This window comes from Alphaproteobacteria bacterium (assembly GCA_030739735.1).
GTDB lineage: Bacteria > Pseudomonadota > Alphaproteobacteria > UBA7887 > UBA7887 > UBA7887.
In genome coordinates this window covers 143,653-158,277 of sequence record JASLYQ010000003.1, presented here as the reverse complement: position 1 = coordinate 158,277, position 14,625 = coordinate 143,653, and the positions used below count along the sequence as shown (strand labels likewise).

Sequence of the window (14,625 nt, the reverse complement as noted above, 5' to 3'; positions counted from 1 at the left end):
GTTATACATGGAGGCGGCACTTTGGCGCCGTAGGCAATCATGGCCAAATCCACAACTATCAAGATCCGTCTCAATAGCAGCGCTGGAACTGGTCATTTCTATGTGACCAAGAAAAATCCGCGCAATATGACGGGAAAAATGGAGATCAAGAAATACGATCCCGTGGCGCGTAAGCATGTCATGTACAAGGAAGGCAAGATTAAGTAGCGCGCGCCACCGCCCCATCCGGCCCGACCTAATCAGGTGCCGAGCCCAGCATCACATGCGCAGCCTCCTAATCGAACAAGCGCATCCTCGCCGTCTCGCCCTGCCCGGCACCTCGTTCCACTTCAACGGTACCGAAATTACCTGCGAGATTCAGAGTATTTCTGGTGACGAGGTCTTGGTACGCAGCGAGACAGCTCCAGAGCATAACACCAATTGCCCGCTCACCATCGGACGCTTCGGCGCCATGTCCGTGCGCTCGGTACACACCGAGTCGAACGGCATGGGTTGCAGCTTAGTCGAAAAGCCAGCGAGGATCGAAGTCTGCACCGGCACCTGCTTCTCACCGCCGAGTAGACGCGCGGGCTGGACCCAGCATGGGTCTATCGTAAGATCACACCATGACACCTGATTCCGCGCAAGCGATCGCCTTGCAGGCGCTGGCCCATATCGTTTCCGATGAGGCCGTGCGGCCGCGGTTTTTTGAGCTTTCCGGCCTCTCCGGTAATGGATTGCGCCAAGCAGCCCAGGACCCTGAGCTGCTGGCCGGCGTGCTCGACTTCATCCTCGCACACGAATCGCTACTGACCGGCTTTTGCAAATCGGCTGCCATCGCCCCCGAGCAGCCCGCGCGCGCCAGGGCACTACTGCCCGGCGCCGTACTACTGTAGTGACCGGATGACAAAACACGGCATCGCTCCCGAGCAGCTGGCGCAACTCGACGACCTCAGCCTGAAGCCCAGTCGGCCGCTGCTGATTTCCGACGCGGACGAGGTTCTCTTCGCCTTTATGGCCGCGTTCGAAACCTATCTGGAAGACACTGGTTATTTTTTCGACTGGTCGTCTTTCGCGTTGACTGGAAATATTCGCCGACGTGTGGACTCGAGCCCTGTGGACGGCGCCGATGTTCGCAACTTACTCGCCACCTTCTTCTATGAACGCACAGCCAGCATGGCGCCGGTAGATGGCGCCGCAGAAGCGCTCGCGGCCCTCAGCGAACGGCTACAGATCGTCGTACTCAGCAATTTGCCTTTCGATCAACGGACGGTGCGCCAGGAGGCTCTGAAGCGCCATGGCATGGGCTATCCTCTGATTGCGGGCGCGGGCCCAAAGGGGCCTTTGGTCGCCGTCATTGCCGAGGCTGTTTCGGCGCCCGTGTTCTTCATCGATGACGGGCCCAACCACCATGGCTCTGTCGCGCGCCATGCCGAACATGTGCGGCGACTGCACATGATTTCCGACCCACGTCTGGCCCGGCTTTTGGCCGCTTCGCCCCATAGTCACCATCGCGCGGACGATTGGGCCGAGGCGCGCCGGCTGATCGAGGCCGAGCTAGACGCCGCTGGGTTTTGAGCAGGCGTGCATAGGGGAAAAACTAGGCAGCATTATATAAACAATAGATCACCATCCGTATTATCTAGTGTGAACTTGGTATACATAATCAACACTCTTCATCTCCGCCTAGTGGGACCCGGCGGTGGGCTGTCGGCTTCCGACAACCTTTATGGGACGCTTCCCTAACCCTGGTCGCCCTGGATTTCTCGATGCTATGGTGACGCACCTGCTGCACAACTCCCATGGCGAATCCGTCAGCGTGCGTGGGACAACCTGGCTCCTGCCTGAGCCCGAGAGGGTCGTGGGGTGAGCGCCTGGCTGTGCCGGGACTGTGGCGAGCGCGGCCAAAACTCCGTCAACGACCGCTGCGGTATCTGCGCCAGCCCTCGCCTCGTGCGACACGCGGAACTCTTCTCTCTCAGCATCGCCCACCTCGACTGCGACGCCTTCTATGCTGCGGTGGAAAAACACGATGATCCCTCGCTGACCGACAAGCCGGTGATTATCGGTGGCGGCAGACGCGGCGTCGTCAGCACAGCCTGTTACGTCGCCCGACTCTACGGCATCCATTCGGCGATGCCCATGTTCCAGGCTTTACAACGCTGCCCCGACGCCATCGTCCTGCGCCCCGATATGCCCAAGTACCAGGCGGCGAGTCGCAAGATCCGCGCCCTCATGGCCGACACGACGCCACGGCTGCAACCCTTGTCAATCGACGAAGCCTTCCTCGACTTGAGCGGGGCGGAACGTCCAGCGGCGGCGCGCTTGGCTGAGCTTGCGGGTCGCATCGAGCGCGAGGTGGGGATCACGGTGTCGATCGGCCTCAGCCACAATAAGTTCCTTGCCAAGCTCGCCTCGGACCTCGACAAACCGCGTGGCTTCTCTGTGCTGGGTCGCGACGACGCACGCGCCTTTCTTGCTGACCTGCCGGTGCGCCGCATCTGGGGCGTCGGCCCAGCCCTCGCACAGCGCCTGCAACGTGACGGCATCAACCGTATTAGCCAATTGCAGAACCGCGACGAGGCCGAGCTGATGCGCCGCTATGGCAGTATCGGCCACCGGTTGGCACGCTTCGCCGTAGGTGAGGACAGCCGCCCAGTTGAGCCACGCGGTGAGGCGAAGAGCCTATCGGCTGAAACTACCTTCGCGCGCGATCTCGCCACGTTGGAAGAGCTAGACCCCATACTACAGCGCCTCAGCACCCGTGTCGCCGAGAGGCTAGCGCAAGCACAGCGGTCGGGAAAAACCATCGTACTCAAGCTTAAGACGTCGGACTTTAGCCTGCGCACACGTTCGGTAACCCTTGCCGCGCCGACACGGCGCGCCGATGTCATCGGCAATGCCGGACGGACGCTTCTGACGCGCGAAATAGACTTCACCCGCTTCCGCCTGCTCGGCATCGGCGTTACCAACCTTGCCGATGCAGAGGATGCCGACCCACCGGACATGCTGGAGCGGTTTCCAGGGTGAGCCTCGATTTGTTTACTGTCCGACGTCCTGGGTTACTTTTATCGAGACACCACAGGGGACACGAGTCGGGTGAGTAACGCAGGTCGGCAGCAGAGTTAGCGCCATATTTCTCAGCAACAACACCGAAACGGTGACGCGATATCGCAAGGCCGCCGAGCAAGGTTTTGCAGGAGCCTAAGTATCCACGTGCAATTTTCCTGGTGCACTAAGTCACGTTTCCATCATTCAAGAAATAACTGCTTTGCTTATCGAATAGGCGTCCGCGCATCTAGCAGTCCGGCACGGGCAATATTTCCAGTCTGGCCAGGGTGGCACGCATAGCAAAGTCGCCGTAGTCGAGAGTAAGGACGCCAGCGACACCGTTTTCCATTAGGCGGTAGGCCATCTCGAACCCAGGCTTTGCGTCCTGCTGGTCGTAAGGGAAATAAGCCATCGAGACAGGCCAAGAGCGCAGGTCTGCCAGCGCCACGATTTCCTCGTCGCCTTCGCCTGCCATGGGTACAGGTTTCGAGCCGGCAGGAATCTCCTTACCGATGAAGGCGGTAACTTCGTGCAGGCTGTCCAGGCCGGTGCCGCTGAACACGGTCTTGCCGACCCAGGTCTCTCCAGTCAGCGCACCTTCGACAAGTACGAACAGGTGCTCTGTCGGAAATAATGTATCGCGCGGCAGCACCAGCTTCTCATCCGGCGGCTCGGTAAAGCGCGCCACAGCACCGGCCCGCCCGCGCGTTGCCACCCCGACGAACTCCTCAAGGGGGTTTCCGTTGGCCAGCGAGCGCATAGTGAAGCGGAAATTATCGCCGTTCTTCGATTCGAAAGATGAGAAGCTGAACTCGTTGTGAAGCTCCGATCCCTCACGGCTGGTAAACTGCATTCGTACTTTCTGGTTGACGGTCCAGCCATCGCAAGCGTCGACCCACTCCAGCACCATACGCCCGCTGAGCGCGGTGATATCGCTGGAGCCGCGCACTGTCGCCAGCTCTATTTCGTAGAGGGCGCGGTGGGGCCTCAATTCGGCCGCCGCCGCACCCACGACCCAGCTAAGCGCCAATGCCAGCGCACCCGTTAAGCCTCTGCCCACCACGCTCATTGTGCCATCGCCTTAGGATAAATCGGGAGGGACCGAAAAGTCGGCCCACACACAACTATAAAGGCGCGACGTGGACAAAAAAAGAGCCCAGAGACGGAAGCAAACACACTGAAGAGGCTGGCACGCAGGCGCCGGCCCGCCTATGCTCTGCCCACATGCGAAATGGGAGACTGAGATGGCGGGAGACGTTGAAGCTCGACTTGCCGACCTAGGCATCGAATTGCCAGAGGCAGCAATACCGGCGGCGAACTACGTGCCGTTCGTGGTCACTGACAACCAGGTTTTCATCGCTGGGCAGATCCCCTTCTGGAACGGCGAGGTCAAGTTCCGCGGCGTTGTCGGCGAGGACTATGACATCGAGGAAGGTCAGCAAGCGGCGCGCACTTGCGCGCTGAACCTACTGGCACAGCTCAAAGTGGCCTGCAATGGTGACCTCAACCGTATGCGGCGCTGCATCAAGCTCGGCGTCTTCGTCAACTGTCCGGCCGGCTTCGACCGCCAGCCCGAGGTCGCCAACGGTGCGTCGGACCTGATGGTCGAGGTATTCGGCGATGCCGGCCGCCATGCCCGCTTTGCTGTCGGTGCCGGCTCGCTGCCGCGCAATGTCGCGGTCGAGGTTGACGGCATTTTCGAAATTGGCTGAGGAACCATGCCATGAGCCCCAATGAAGCCCCGCGCAATCTGTCCCTCGATGAGATGGACAAGCAGTCACTGCTGCATCCCTACACCTCGATCGTCGACCACCAGGAGAGCGGCTCGGTCGTTGTAGCGGGCGGCAGCGGTGCGCGCCTGCGCGATCTGGAGGGCCGCGAGTATCTCGATGCCATGGGCGGGCTGTGGTGCGTCAATATCGGCTACGGCCGCCAAGAGATGGCCGACGCCATCGCCGAGCAGGCAGGTAAGCTAGCTTATTACCACCTGTTCTTCGCCATGGCACAGGAGCCCGCCATCCGCCTTGCCGACAAGGTATTAAGCGTGATGCCCGAGCATATGAGCAAGGTATTCTTCTGTAATTCAGGCTCGGAAGCGAATGATACGCAAGTTAAACTCGTATGGTATTACAATAATTTACGTGGAAAACCTGAGAAAAAGAAATTCATTTCGCGCCAGGGAGCCTATCACGGCGTGACGGTGGCCGCAGCGAGCCTGACGGGCCTGCCGCCGATCCACAAGTCGTTCAACCTGCCCCTACCCGGTTTCCTGCATACCTCCTCGCCGCACGCCTACTGGAACAAACCTGAAGACATGAGCGAGCGGGAGTTCTCGGCCAAGCTGGCGCAGGATCTGGACGACCTTATCGAGCGCGAAGGGCCGGACACGGTCGCCGCCTTCATCGCCGAACCGGTGATGGGCGCGGGCGGTGTAATCGTGCCGCCTGAGGGCTATTTCGAGGGCATCCAGCCCGTGCTGCGCAAGCACGACGTGCTGTTCATCGCCGATGAAGTGATTTGCGGCTTCGGACGCATGGGCACGTGGTTCGGCACCAACTACTTTAACCTCGAGCCTGACATGATCTCAATCGCCAAGGGCTTAACCAGCGCCTATGTGCCCATGTCAGCGGCGGTGATCTCGGAAAAGGTTTGGAGCGTGCTCAAGGAGGGCTCACCCGAGATCGGACCCTTCGCCCATGGCTATACCTATGGCGGCCATCCAATTGCGGCTGCTGCAGGCCTCAAGACCATCGAGATCATGCAGCGCGAGGACCTGGTCGGTGCTGCAGCGAAGATAGCGCCCCTCTTCCAAAGCCGCCTGCGTGAGGCCTTCGCCGAGCATCCGCTGGTGGGTGAGGTGCGCGGCGCCGGTCTGCTCGCGGCAGTCGAACTGATCAAGGACAAGAGTGCAAAGGAGCCGTTCGACCTTGCATCCAAGATCGGCCCACGCCTCGCCGCCAAGCTGATGAACGAAGGCATGATCAATCGGGGCGTGGTCAACAGCGTCTGCTTCTCGCCACCGTTGGTCATCAACGAGGCCGACGTTGAGGAGATGGTGACCAAGTTCGACCGGGCGTTAGGCGCCGTCGCAGCCGAGCTGACCGCAAACGGAGAATGGTCGGCGCCGTGAACGCACTCCGCTGCCGGTGAGCGAGCGCGGACGCTATACCGCGCGCGCCGTCTCGAGCATCGGCGAGATCGGGCCGGCGGACTGGGACCGCCTCGCTGGCACGGCCAACCCGTTCCTTTCTTACGCCTTCCTCAACGCGCTCGAAGACAGCGGCTGCTGTGCCGCCGAGACCGGCTGGTTGCCGCGCCACGTAGTGGTCGAGGACGAGGCTGGCAAGGCCGTCAGCGCCCTACCCGCCTATCTGAAAAACCACTCCCACGGGGAATACATCTTCGATCACGGTTGGGCGGACGCCTATGAGCGCGCCGGTGGGCGCTATTATCCAAAGCTGCAGGCTTCAGTCCCCTTCACCCCGGCGACCGGGCCACGGTTGCTAACAGAGCCCGGACCCAACGCCGAGCATCATCGCAAGGCGGTCTTGTCAGCGGCTGTGCAACTAACGACCCATCTCAAAGCCTCTTCGCTACATATCACCTACTCCACCGAGGCCGAATGGCGGCAGATGGGTGAGGCTGGCCTGTTGCTGCGCACCAGCGAGCAATTCCATTGGCAGAACCAGGGTTTCGGGGACTTCAACGACTTTCTTGCCACTTTGACGGCGCGCAAGCGCAAGATGATACGCAAGGAACGCGCGCGGGCCGTCGCGAACGGCATTGACATCCAAATTTTAAGCGGTTCCGAGTTGAAGCCGGCCCATTGGGATGCCTTCTATGCCTTCTACATAGACACCGGCAGCCGAAAATGGGGCTCGCCCTACCTCAATCGTGCTTTTTTTGAGCTACTGCACGAGCGCCTTGCCGACCGCGTGGCCTTGGTTATGTGCGAGCGCGCCGGTCGATGGGTCGCGGGTGCGTTGAACTTCATCGGTGATGATACTCTGTTCGGGCGCAACTGGGGTTGTCTGGAAGACCATGATTGCCTGCACTTCGAGGCCTGCTACTACCAGGCTATCGATTTCGCGATCGCTCATGGGTTGAACTGGGTAGAGGCAGGCGCACAGGGACCACACAAGATTCATCGTGGCTACTTGCCACGGCACACCTATAGCGCCCATTGGATTGTCGACCCAGCTTTGCGCAAGGCCATTGCAGACCATCTTGAACGCGAACGCGAACAAGTTGATTTGGAGATAGCCGAGGTAGGTCGTGAATATTCCCCATATCGGAAAAAATAAAACTCATGCCGCGTCATACTAATTCTTATGAGTTTATTAGAATAAATATCGGACCAGGCTAGCGTTACATTAGCATATTTTTATGCCATGCTACTCGATATTCTATCATCGAACCTTTATAGTTAGCACAATAATGACTATAAAACTGGGAGAAAGTCCGATAACCCAGGACCCTGCCCTTAATGAAAAACTCGCTAAAGAGAGCGCAAAAAAACCAGCAAAGCCTCGCGATCGGCTTTAGGCATGGCGATCACCGCATCGCGGGCGATCTCTGCCTCACCACCGTGCCATAGCACTGCTTCCATCAGACCCTCTGCACGGCCGTCATGCAAGAACCGACGATGCAGATTGACGCGCTGAACCAAGCCGATGCCCCACAGCGGCGAAGTGCGCCATTCCTGACCCGAGGCCAAAAAGTCCGGACGGCCGTCGGCAAGGCCCTCGCCCATATCGTGCAGCAGAAGGTCGGTGTAAGGATGGATCGTCTGACCGGCGAGCTCGGGTAGAATTGTGTCCTGACCGGTAGTCAGGGTCGGCGTGTGGCACGCTGCGCAGCCGATGGACTCGAACAACGCTTTGCCCCTCTGTGCCTTGGGATTGTTCGGATCGCGCCGCGCCGGCACCGACAGCGAGCGCGCATAGATGGCCAGCATATGCAGACTTTGATCGTCTAGCTCGGGCGCGGCGTCGCTGGCCACGGCCATGCAGGCGGTTTGCACAGCCGTACAGTTGTCGGCCGGGAAGAGGCTCGATGTGATGCCCATATCACCGTGTGCAGCCGCAGCAATCTGGGTGTAAAGGCTCGCCGTATTCGCCTTCCAGCCGAAGCGGCCGAGTTGCTCGTTTCCGGTAGCAGGATCCCAAACTCGATTGACCGTACCCGATATGCCGTCGCCATTCATGTCATCGGGGTCGGCAGCCGCCGCTATCGCCGCCTCGTTGACGGCCTCAAGCAAGCCGAGGCCGTATGTCGCTGGTGCAACGCGTGGCGAAAATAGCGCTTGGTTGCCTAGCGGACCGTACTTCATATCGGTGAAAGTATAGACTGGCGCCCGCAACCGATAGGGCTGGCCGTCTGCGAAACTGCCTTCAATATCCCGATAGTGGATCGTTGCGCGTCCTTCCTCCGGGACACCCGGGATGCCTTTGTCCTGAAGCTGTAGGCCGTAGAGCGGATGCGGCACCGGCCCACCATTCTCGGCCACGCCCGGCACGCTGAGACGCACCAGCATAGACTTCATAGGCTCGTCGATACTAGCTGGCGGCCGACCGCGACCGTCGCGCGTGTGACAACCGGAACAGGAGATCCGATTGAATGTCGGCCCGAGGCCGTCAAAACCTTCGGCTGCGTCCGGCGCGTTCGTCCAATGCCTGCGGAACAGGTGACGGCCAAAGGCGAACGCTCGCAGCGTCTTCCCTTCCAGGGTGAAGATCGGCGCGGAAAAGGATTCATCGGTATTCGAGAAAACCGTTGCCTCATCGGCCGAAAATGCCGCCGGCACGACCTTGCCCTGGTCCACGGGTTGGCCGAAATTTTGCCAAGCCCAAAGATTATACTCAGCGCCGTAATTGACCTCGCCGAACTGCCAAGTATCCTGCCCTGACAGATCCAGCAGGGGGACTTGAGAATCCAACGCCGCTGCCGGGTTGGCGCCCAACCCGGCGACCATGGCCAGGAAAATGATTGTGGGTCGCATCAATGAAAGTTTCTCCTCCAAGGTCGGCGCAAAGATAGCCAGAAAATCTTCTGGATTCGAGAAATAACAATTTGTTTTACCGAAGAAATGGACCACCCGTAAAAATTCTCGACGTCATACCGAAAGGCGCGACAATAGATTCCGCTTTGCTTGCCGCGCAATCCAAATGAGAGTAAAAATCAGTCGCAGTACCTACCCGTGGAGACCGCGACGCCGTGGCCGGAACTTGCTCGGATAAGCCAAGTAGAACTATGGCATTGGCCGCACACGATGTGCCGCCCCCTTCTGCCCGGGACGGGTTGTTGCCGGGCGTTGCCGCGCGCATTGAGGCATTTTTCATTGTCCACCGCGACCGCCTTGCGCTGGTCCACATCGGCATGTTTGTCATCTTCGTGGCAATTCTTTTCCTGCCCCTATTACTCGACCGGCCGCCGTCGGACGCTGGTGTCTTCGCGCATTTCACTGTCTTCGCCAATGTCGCACTCTGGGCGGTCTGGTTTCCCCTCGTCTTTCTCTCGGTGATCTTCAGTGGGCGTAGCTGGTGTGGCCTTCTCTGCCCCATGGGGGCGGCGTCGGAATGGGCCAATACGCGCGGCCTGCGCCGACCCATTCCCGGCTGGGTGCGGTGGCCGGGAACACCTATCGTTAGCTTCGTCATCGTCACCATCTGGGCCCAGACCGCGGGTGCTCGCGACCACGCACCGGCTACCGCTATCGTCTTCGGCAGCGTGCTCGCCGCCGCCATCGTCGTGGGCTTTCTCTACGGGCGCAACAAGCGCGTCTGGTGCCGACACATGTGTCCGATTGGCCTTCTGCTCGGCGTCTATTCACGCATTGGCGCTGTCGACTTCCGCCCGAAACGCCCACAACCTGGTGGCGATGACTGGACCGAGCGAGGCGTCTGCCCAACTATGATCTGGCTCAACCGCAAGACAGAATCGCGCCATTGCATCGGCTGCTTCCGTTGCGTCAACCCACGCGCCAAGGGCGGCCTGTCCCTGACACTGCGCCCACCCGCCGAGGAGGTGGCGACGGTGCGTGAGCACAATGCTAACTTGGCCGAAGTGCTATTCCTATTCATTGGCACCGGCACCGCGCTGGGCGGCTTTCTCTGGCTAGTGCTCGACTCCTACGGTGCGCTGCGCCTAGCGCTCGGCAACTGGATCATCGAGCAGGGCTGGTACTGGCTCGGCGAACCGGGGCCGATCTGGCTAATGGCAGCCTACCCGGAGGCGGGCGAGGTCTTCCGCTGGTTCGATTTCTTCCTCATCAGTGGCTACATGCTCGGCTGGAGCGCGCTTGCGGTAATCCTACTTGGCGCACTCACCGGCACCGCGGCGCGGCTGGCCAGGATGGCCGGCGGTAGCGGCTCGTTTCGCACCCGCTTCGTCGAACTCGGCTATCAATTTTTGCCGATCGCCATGGTTTCTCTGCTGCTCGGACTCGGCGGCGATCTGTTCGGCGGCCTTCAAATGCTAGGCCTCGGCGATGGTGGCGTGCGTGCCCTTAAGGCCGCCTTGTTAGCATTGAGCGCCGTCTGGAGCATCGTACTCGGCCATCGCTTGCTAGCTGGTCAGGGCATCGTCCCGTCGCGGCGCTGGTTGCCACTATTACCCGGCGCGGCCGGCAGCTTGGCGGTGGGCGCGGCCTGGTACCCGGCCGTGCTCGGCGCCTGACTAACTAAATCGGCTCGTAGCTTGACTCATGTTTGCGAATGCGACACACTCGCATTATGTTTAGCCCTACGGAATAAGCAGTAGGCACAAATAATTGGAGCATGAAACAATGAGGAAACTGCTGGGATCCAATGTTCTGACTCTCGCAGCATTATCCCTGGCCTGTCTGGCCCTACCGGGCCTCGCCGGAGAGTTTCCCGCGGGCGAGCCGATCGAGCGACATGGCATGAAGATCGCCGGTGTCTACCTGCAGCCGGTAGAAATGGAACCGGCGATAGCTGGCCAAGAAGCCGGCCACGCCGACATCCACCTAGAGGCCGACATTCACGCCACAGCGGCCAACCCCAACGGTCTTGGCGAAGGCGATTGGATTCCGTATCTGAGGATCGCTTATACGCTCGGCAAGGAAGGCAGCGACTGGAGTCGGTCAGGCATGTTGCACGCGATGGTCGCCTCGGACGGCCCCCATTACGGCGCCAATGTCGCCCTCGAAGGCCCGGGTCGCTATCGCGTTACCTTCCGAATCCAGCCGCCGGCCCCCGATCACTTCCTGCGTCATATCGACGCCGAGACAGGTGTCGCGCCATGGTGGAATACGATCGACTATACTGGCGAGTTCAATTTCATCGGTACCGGAAAAAAAGGAGATTACTGAGCGACCCGTGCCCGCCGAGAAATAGTGGTCAACTTCATTTGTTGCCAGGTGGCGGCAACACCGGGAGTCTGCTTGCGATTCTCATCCCCAATAATGCCAGGCGCCATTGCCAGAGACGAACATCGGAGACGGTCTAGAAAATATTCATCTTGTTAACGGTGTGGGTGAGCCGACATAATCAGGCTCTATGTTCCACAATGGAAAGGAGGTGATCCAATGTCACATGAATTCGGTGCCACATCGATAGGCTCTGGTATGCAACGCGGGCAGCGGGGCAGCCTCTTCTGTTTGCGTTGATACCATGTTCTCATGACTCGGCCTGATGTGTGGCCCATTCATGGAAAGGCGGCGTTCGCGCCGCCTTTCTTTTTTGCTCGGCCGGCCAAGTGGCAAGCAAAGGTCTTCTCAACCAGCAGGTGCTCTAGAATGCCCTCTCCGAGCCGGCGCGATACTTGTTTGAGGGCACGAAGGCCGTCTTCACTGGCTCCCGAGATTCCGGCACCCAAAGCACTCGATCGGGGTGCATGCCGGCGCCAAAAATTGCAGAGACGGCGGTGCGCCGCATACGGTTCAGTAAACGTGTGTCCACATTGCCGACTGCGGGGTGCATGCCGCCATTAGCCGCAACAATCTTTTCCCATGCCGCTTTTCTGGTATCAAGCGTTTCGGGATCTGACAGCGCCGTACAGTTCAGCTCGTTGACGTTGAGGTCGACAACAATCTCATCGCCGTCTTCCACGAAAGCGATCGGGCCGCCCAACGCAGCCTCGGGGCCAACATGGCCTATCACAAGCCCCACCGAACCGCCGGAGAATCTGGCATCGGTCATGAGGCCGACGATAATACCTTTCTCGCGGCACAGCGTTGTGATGCGAGAGGTGGAGTCGAGCATTTCCGGCATACCAGGCGCACCACTCGGCCCTTCGTAGCGCACGATAACCATATCGTGATGTTCGAAAACTTCAGGACTATTTTCTAGAGTATGTAGAAGATTAGCTTCGGCGTCGAACACGCGCGCTTTGCCCAGAAAGACGTTATTCTCGAGGCCGCCTTCGACACCAGCAAGCTTCAGAACAGCGCTGAATTCCGGAGACAAATTACCGCCCAGGACGCGCAATCCTCCTGTTGGCTTGTACGGATTTTCCACGCTGCATATGACATCTCCGTCTGGTGCTGGCGGATCAAGACGCGCGATTTGCTGCGCCAGGGTCTCGCCGGTACAGGTCATCGCTTCACCGTTTAGGAGACCAGCATCCAACAACTCTTTGACGATAACCTGTATGCCGCCTTTCTCGTCTATATCGACCATCGAATAGCGCCCGAACGGCCGCGCATCGACCAGAACCGGCACGACATGCTGTGACAAATGATTGAATTCCTCCGGCGACATGATATCTCTGGCAAAATTACCGAACCCGGCGGCTCTCGCGATCTCAGGGCCGTGCAGCAGAACATTCGTTGAGCCTCCTACAGCCATCGAGACAATCATGGCGTTACGAATAGAATCTCGACTAACGATTTTTCGTGGCGTTAGATCAGCAGCGATCATCGCGCCCAGATGCGTCACGAGCTCTCCTGGGAACTGTTCCAAGCGTCTCGCATCGTCCGACGCCGGCGATACCATATGGAGCGGCTGCATACCGACCACGCCGATAAAAGTCTGCATGGTGTTATAGGTGAACATACCGCCACAACTACCGTAGCCAGGACAAGCCTCGCTGGCGACTCGCTTCTTCATCGGCTCGTCATTGCTGCCCGCGACCTGAAAGCCGGTAATGATATCGATCGGCTCGTGGGTGACGGAATCCGTACCGGGACGGATGGGCCCGTCCGACATGATGATAGCCGGCCGGTCATGCTCGAGAATCGCAGCAAGGGTCCCGACAGGAGGTTTGTCACAAGCGACTACGGCAATGGTTCCCTCAAGTCCGCTCGCGCTCAGATGCTCGCACATCGTATCGTGCGTGACCTCGCGACCGATCAGGGAATAGCGCATCTCGCGCGTGCCGTTGCGCATGCCGTCCGAGGTAGCAACGGTATATTCCGGCTGCACCAGGCGCATGCGCATCTGCTCGCTGCCTTCGCCAATGGACTGGCGCAGGCAGGCATGGATGGCCTCGACCTTCTGTTGCACGCCGAGATAACATTGGGAATCACCCTTGTTACCGACTACGCCGACGGAGGGTTCGTGAATGAGCTCGATGTCTGTGCCAAGCTCGCGAGCGATGCCGACGGTTTGCGCATTTCGGCCAGGGTTATTATCGAAAAGGACCTTTTTGGTTTTTGGCACTACTGACCCTCCACGGGATTGGGTTGGTATCCGGTATCGGCAAGGTGGAACGGAAGCTCGAAAGCCCTACCGCTATCCTTGATGCCTCATTCCCCTGCGTTGCGCAATCAGTGATCAACCCTCGGCACCTGATCCATGATGACCATACACTCCAGATCGCGTTTCGGCCGGCCGTGATGATAACCCAAGCATATGCCAAGCGAGATATCCTGCTTGCCGCACTGCTCTCTACAATCGCACTGAAGTCTGTTCACGGTGCGTCAAACGAATTGGCATGGCTGCAGACTGAACGGGGAAAGCTGTTGCCTGCCACGCAGAAGAGCCACGCCGCAGCACAATTCAAGATTGGCGGCTCGATCAAAACGAACGTAGCATGGTACTCAAAAGGACATCGCGCTAGCTTATGCGTGACACACCGTGGCCCAGCGTAGCAGCAGCCCCGTAGCCGGCTTGAGACTCTACGAGGTCAGGCTCATTTTCCCGAATTAACGGCCACCGACCTTGACTGCTCCAGGTCGGCATGTGGTTGTTTTGCCACGACCGCTTCACAGTAGAAACACCACGGCAGCCACTGGGACCGTCGCGGTCCACACCCAAAAGTTGATCACCTAAGTCGTCAACACTTATCGTCTTCTTCGCACCAGCAGGCCTCAGTGGTGCACACCGGAACGCAGGCCCAGTCACCACTGCCCTCGACATTCCCACGCATGCAGATCGGCCATTTCCAAGTTACCTCCTCCGCGTCCCCCACGGCGCCGTCGATGCGGTTTTCCGGCTCGGTTGAGAACAGGAGCCCGACGTTGCATGACGGATCACTTATGCATTGGGTCATGAGCTCATACTGCTCGATCGGATAATCGCCGGCCGCTATAGCCGTCTCTGTCCAGGCGAGCGCCAGCACTATGAGCAAAAGTCTTCTAAGCATTGTGTGGTCCTCCCATTGCTTGTCATTCACAAACAAGAGTATGAGACA

General features: G+C 59.3%; 14 protein-coding genes. 10 read left to right on the top strand and 4 right to left on the bottom strand.

Annotated features, from left to right (window positions below):
- Positions 1–39 precede the first annotated feature (39 nt).
- The 5 genes from rpmG (at position 40) to QF629_03115 (ending at position 3,009) form a co-directional block, all read left to right on the top strand.
- Positions 40–207, top strand: a complete 168-nt coding sequence (gene rpmG / locus QF629_03135; GenBank protein ID MDP6012530.1) for a 50S ribosomal protein L33 — start codon at positions 40–42, stop codon at positions 205–207.
- A gap of 55 nt (positions 208–262) precedes the next feature.
- Positions 263–616, top strand: a complete 354-nt coding sequence (locus tag QF629_03130) for a hypothetical protein (protein MDP6012529.1) — start codon at positions 263–265, stop codon at positions 614–616.
- Positions 606–875, top strand: a complete 270-nt coding sequence (locus QF629_03125; GenBank protein ID MDP6012528.1) for a DUF3572 domain-containing protein — start codon at positions 606–608, stop codon at positions 873–875. Before QF629_03130 ends, QF629_03125 begins: the two co-directional genes overlap by 11 nt.
- 7 nt (positions 876–882) lie before the next feature.
- The gene (locus QF629_03120; GenBank protein MDP6012527.1) at positions 883–1,557 is read left to right on the top strand and encodes an HAD family hydrolase; all 675 of its coding nucleotides are present in this window, start codon (positions 883–885) and stop codon (positions 1,555–1,557) included.
- Positions 1,558–1,845: 288 nt separating this feature from the next.
- Positions 1,846–3,009: a DNA polymerase IV gene (locus QF629_03115; GenBank protein MDP6012526.1), complete on the top strand. Its 1,164-nt coding sequence runs from the start codon at positions 1,846–1,848 to the stop codon at positions 3,007–3,009.
- A 268-nt stretch (positions 3,010–3,277) separates the two neighbouring features.
- Here the strand turns inward: QF629_03115 and QF629_03110 are convergent, their stop codons facing one another.
- Entirely contained in the window at positions 3,278–4,099 is an 822-nt protein-coding gene (locus QF629_03110; protein ID MDP6012525.1) for a cell envelope integrity EipB family protein, read from the bottom strand.
- Positions 4,100–4,274: 175 nt separating this feature from the next.
- Here QF629_03110 and QF629_03105 point away from each other — a divergent pair, with 175 nt between their 5' ends.
- From QF629_03105 to QF629_03095, 3 genes are read left to right on the top strand one after another with little or no spacing between them, the layout of a single operon-like run.
- A complete protein-coding gene (locus QF629_03105) occupies positions 4,275–4,742 on the top strand; it encodes a RidA family protein (GenBank protein MDP6012524.1) in 468 nt (155 codons plus the stop codon).
- Positions 4,743–4,753: 11 nt separating this feature from the next.
- Positions 4,754–6,160, top strand: coding sequence for an aminotransferase (locus QF629_03100; GenBank protein ID MDP6012523.1), 1,407 nt, complete (start codon positions 4,754–4,756; stop codon positions 6,158–6,160).
- Between the two features lie 16 nt (positions 6,161–6,176).
- The gene (locus QF629_03095) at positions 6,177–7,334 is read left to right on the top strand and encodes a GNAT family N-acetyltransferase (GenBank protein ID MDP6012522.1); all 1,158 of its coding nucleotides are present in this window, start codon (positions 6,177–6,179) and stop codon (positions 7,332–7,334) included.
- A 194-nt stretch (positions 7,335–7,528) separates the two neighbouring features.
- Here QF629_03095 and QF629_03090 read toward each other — a convergent pair whose 3' ends face one another.
- Positions 7,529–9,031, bottom strand: coding sequence for a di-heme oxidoredictase family protein (locus QF629_03090; protein MDP6012521.1), 1,503 nt, complete (start codon positions 9,029–9,031; stop codon positions 7,529–7,531).
- Positions 9,032–9,333: 302 nt separating this feature from the next.
- Here QF629_03090 and QF629_03085 point away from each other — a divergent pair, with 302 nt between their 5' ends.
- Positions 9,334–10,707, top strand: coding sequence for a 4Fe-4S binding protein (locus QF629_03085; protein ID MDP6012520.1), 1,374 nt, complete (start codon positions 9,334–9,336; stop codon positions 10,705–10,707).
- Positions 10,708–10,816: 109 nt separating this feature from the next.
- The gene (locus QF629_03080; GenBank protein ID MDP6012519.1) at positions 10,817–11,362 is read left to right on the top strand and encodes an iron transporter; all 546 of its coding nucleotides are present in this window, start codon (positions 10,817–10,819) and stop codon (positions 11,360–11,362) included.
- A 421-nt stretch (positions 11,363–11,783) separates the two neighbouring features.
- On the opposite strand, the gene QF629_03075 is transcribed toward QF629_03080, so the two are convergent.
- Positions 11,784–13,652, bottom strand: coding sequence for a dihydroxy-acid dehydratase (locus QF629_03075; GenBank protein MDP6012518.1), 1,869 nt, complete (start codon positions 13,650–13,652; stop codon positions 11,784–11,786).
- A 616-nt stretch (positions 13,653–14,268) separates the two neighbouring features.
- Complete coding sequence (locus QF629_03070) at positions 14,269–14,577, bottom strand: hypothetical protein (GenBank protein MDP6012517.1); 309 nt, start codon at positions 14,575–14,577, stop codon at positions 14,269–14,271.
- Positions 14,578–14,625: the final 48 nt, after the last annotated feature.

Excerpts from the sequence above, each read along its gene's own strand:
- rpmG (MDP6012530.1), top strand. The coding sequence starts at position 40 with ATGGCCAAATCCACAACTATCAAGATCCGTCTCAATAGCAGCGCTGGA.
- QF629_03130 (MDP6012529.1), top strand. The coding sequence starts at position 263 with ATGCGCAGCCTCCTAATCGAACAAGCGCATCCTCGCCGTCTCGCCCTG.
- QF629_03125 (MDP6012528.1), top strand. The coding sequence starts at position 606 with ATGACACCTGATTCCGCGCAAGCGATCGCCTTGCAGGCGCTGGCCCAT.
- QF629_03120 (MDP6012527.1), top strand. The coding sequence starts at position 883 with ATGACAAAACACGGCATCGCTCCCGAGCAGCTGGCGCAACTCGACGAC.
- QF629_03110 (MDP6012525.1), bottom strand. The coding sequence starts at position 4,099 with ATGAGCGTGGTGGGCAGAGGCTTAACGGGTGCGCTGGCATTGGCGCTT.
- QF629_03105 (MDP6012524.1), top strand. The coding sequence starts at position 4,275 with ATGGCGGGAGACGTTGAAGCTCGACTTGCCGACCTAGGCATCGAATTG.
- QF629_03100 (MDP6012523.1), top strand. The coding sequence starts at position 4,754 with ATGAGCCCCAATGAAGCCCCGCGCAATCTGTCCCTCGATGAGATGGAC.
- QF629_03090 (MDP6012521.1), bottom strand. The coding sequence starts at position 9,031 with ATGCGACCCACAATCATTTTCCTGGCCATGGTCGCCGGGTTGGGCGCC.
- QF629_03080 (MDP6012519.1), top strand. The coding sequence starts at position 10,817 with ATGAGGAAACTGCTGGGATCCAATGTTCTGACTCTCGCAGCATTATCC.
- QF629_03070 (MDP6012517.1), bottom strand. The coding sequence starts at position 14,577 with ATGCTTAGAAGACTTTTGCTCATAGTGCTGGCGCTCGCCTGGACAGAG.